General features: G+C 63.9%; 4 protein-coding genes. All 4 read left to right on the top strand.

The window, feature by feature from the left end:
• Positions 1–2: 2 nt before the first annotated feature.
• Positions 3–407, top strand: a complete 405-nt coding sequence (locus JF66_RS18135) for a type IV pilin protein (protein ID WP_035880215.1) — start codon at positions 3–5, stop codon at positions 405–407.
• Between the two features lie 123 nt (positions 408–530).
• Positions 531–947 carry a prepilin-type N-terminal cleavage/methylation domain-containing protein gene (locus JF66_RS18130; protein WP_035880213.1) on the top strand — a complete coding sequence of 139 codons (417 nt, stop codon included), beginning with the start codon at positions 531–533 and terminating at the stop codon, positions 945–947.
• Between the two features lies 1 nt (position 948).
• On the top strand, positions 949–1,512 hold the full coding sequence (locus JF66_RS18125; RefSeq protein ID WP_035880212.1) for a prepilin-type N-terminal cleavage/methylation domain-containing protein: 564 nt from the start codon (positions 949–951) through the stop codon (positions 1,510–1,512).
• A partial coding sequence (locus JF66_RS18120) for a hypothetical protein (protein ID WP_035880211.1) occupies positions 1,503–2,814 on the top strand: 1,312 nt, incomplete at its 3' end. The genes JF66_RS18125 and JF66_RS18120, both read left to right, overlap by 10 nt.

The raw sequence follows: 2,814 nt of genomic DNA, 5'->3' as shown, positions 1-2,814 counted from the left end.
TCATGATCAACACGCTCACCGGACCGCTCGCACGCAAGCGTGCGGCCCTCAACAAAGAAGACACCGGGTTCACTCTCATTGAGCTCCTTGTGGTCGTCATCATCATCGGTATCTTGGCGGCAATCGCCATTCCGATCTTCCTCAGCCAGCAGGATCAGGCGAAGGATTCCGCGGCCAAGTCCGACCTCGGAAACGCCAAGGTCTCCTATGTCAGCCTGCTGCTGGACACCCCAGCAGGAACGACGACAATCGGTGACCTCACCGCGTACGGCTTCACGGCCACCGCCAACGACGACGTCAGCATCCCGGTGGGTGGCACGGCGTTCTGCATTGAAGCCACGAGTGATGCCGGCAACACGTTCAGCATCACCAACTCCGGCGGCGTCGCCGCCGGCGCCTGCCCCTAGGCGCTGAGCGAGGGCCCTGACGGGCCCTCGGTGAACAACCTTCACACGCCGGTGGGGTGTCACAGCTGTGGCACCCCACCGGTGATTACCCCACTCAGCCCGCGCCCCAAGGAGGGGTGTCCCATGAATGAACGCCGGCGGAACCCTGCCCGAGCAACGGAATCGGGTTTCGGACTCATCGAGGTCGTCGTTGCCATGTTTCTGCTGACCATTTTGGCCGTCGCGTTCCTGCCGGTTCTCGTTCAGGGGGTGCAGCGGTCGGCGGCGAACGGCACGCTCGCGGCCGCCACCCAGCTCGTCAACAAGGAGATGGAAAATGCCCGGGCCCAGACCACGTGCTCGGCGCTCACCGCGTCGACCTTTGCCGTGCTCGATCCGCGAGGCGTGACGCTGACCGTGGCGCGCACGGTGGGCGGAGCCTGTCCGGTGCTGACGACCGCGTATCCGCTGACGGTGCCGGTAGCGGTCACGGTATCTCGAGCCGATACCGGCGCCGTGCTCTCCGTTGCCTCGACTCTGATCTTCGTGGCGGCGAAATAGCATGACACTCCCACGATCAGAACCCGACCAGGGTTTCACCCTCGTGGAGCTCATCGTGTACAGCGCACTGCTCCTGGTCGTCCTCGCCCTTGTCGGCGGATTCTTCATGACCGGTCTGACGGCCAGCAGCCGAGTGGAAGCCGTGACCAAGGCCTCCAACGCAGGCCAGACCGTTGCGGACTCCATCGAGATGAATATTCGCAATTCCACCGATTTTCACCTGTCGGTGCCCGTCGGAACTGACCAGTTTCTGGTGGCCCGCACAGCAAAACGAGGGGCGACGTTGTCGTGGGGCTGCGTGGCCTGGTACTACTCGGTCGCCGGTGGAAGCATCTACTTCACGCAGTCGGACACCGCCATTCTCAGGCCCACCACCGCCGATCTTCTCAACTGGGTGCTGGTCGACAACTCCGTGGCGCCGCTGTCCGGCAGTGGCATCTTCACGGCCACCGGTCAACAGCTCACCGTCAATTTCAAGAGCCTGGCGGATGACCATCCGCCGATCAGAATCTCGAGTTCGGCCACGAGCCGGGCCGGAGCATCGGGGAACCTGACATGTTTCTGACACGAAGAATCACGGCGCTCCGCCGGGAACCCGAGCGCGGTGCCGCGCTGGTGGCCGTCTTGGGCGTCATGGCCATCGGCCTTGTCTTTGCCTCGCTGATCACGGCGTCCGTCGTGGGAGCCTACGGGGTGAGTTCTGCGATGCGCTCGGGCGTGCAATCGAACGCCGCTGCCGATGCCGGCCTCGCGGCCGCGCGCCGAGGCCTCTACGTCGTCGGCAACTGTGCTGCCCAGCCCACACCCGGAACCTATTCCTCGTCGGTGGCACCGCAGTACAGTGCGCGCATCGAGTACTTCGTGGGCAGTGCCTGGGTCTCGGGCTGCCCGATTGCGACGGCCACGCAGGTGCGCATCACCTCGCGGGGGGTCGCTCAAGCACCCGGTGTCAACGGTGCAACCGTGGGAAACGCCACGACTGTTGAGGCGATCCTGAAGTACGTCGTGCCGGGGATCCAACCGAGTGGAGTCGCGCTCTACTTCTACAAGGGCGGAGCCGTCGAGTCGAATTCGAGTTTCGATATGACCGAGTCCCCGGTCGCCGGGCTCATGGTCAAGAGCGGCAACTTCGACTGCGCGAAAAACAACACGGTGGTGAACGGAAGCGTTGTCGTGAACGGTAACCTGACCTTCACCGGATCGTGCACGATCAATGGGAGTGCCTGGGTGTCCGGAACGGCGACCCTGGGCTCGGGCAAGATCCGTGACAACCTGACGGCGGGTGCGGTGAGCCCGAACCCGCCGGGAGTCCGCGTCGGTGGCACGTATACCCGCTCGGCCGTCATTCCCACGGTGCCGCCGTGGACCGAGGTGGGTTACACGCCGGCGGACTGGGTGGATTCGAGTGGCACGCCCTACGAGGTTCGCACCGTCCTTCTGGCTGCGTGCGCCTTGCCCAACGGAACCCTCGGCGGAACCATCGCAGGCAAACCGGTCATCATTAACGCGCTCGGCTGCGTGGGCGGCCCGACGGCGACCAATAACACCACGGTCACGCTCACGAGCGACGTCGTCATTTTCGCGAACAAGTTCGATTTCTCCGCCGTCAACTCGCTGCAGTTCTCGTCGTCGACGTCGGCCGTGCACACGATTTGGTTCATCACTCCCGACCTGCTGTCCAACGCCCAGCCAACCTGCACCGCTCTCACCCAGGGCGACTTTTCGGTGAAGAACGGGTTCACCATCAACAGCCCGATCGATGCGCTGCTCTACACCCCCTGTGCGTTCTCCGGTGTCAACGGCTTTACCTGGCGGGGCCAGATCATCGCCGGTAACTACAGCTCAGCGAAGAACAACCCCACCTTCA

Source organism: Cryobacterium sp. MLB-32 (genome assembly GCF_000738085.1).
Taxonomy (GTDB): domain Bacteria; phylum Actinomycetota; class Actinomycetes; order Actinomycetales; family Microbacteriaceae; genus Cryobacterium.
The sequence above is the reverse complement of the archived record's forward strand: the minus strand, read 5'-3'. Positions and strand labels throughout refer to the sequence as shown.

Excerpts from the sequence above, each read along its gene's own strand:
- JF66_RS18135 (WP_035880215.1), top strand. The coding sequence starts at position 3 with ATGATCAACACGCTCACCGGACCGCTCGCACGCAAGCGTGCGGCCCTC.
- JF66_RS18130 (WP_035880213.1), top strand. The coding sequence starts at position 531 with ATGAATGAACGCCGGCGGAACCCTGCCCGAGCAACGGAATCGGGTTTC.
- JF66_RS18125 (WP_035880212.1), top strand. The coding sequence starts at position 949 with ATGACACTCCCACGATCAGAACCCGACCAGGGTTTCACCCTCGTGGAG.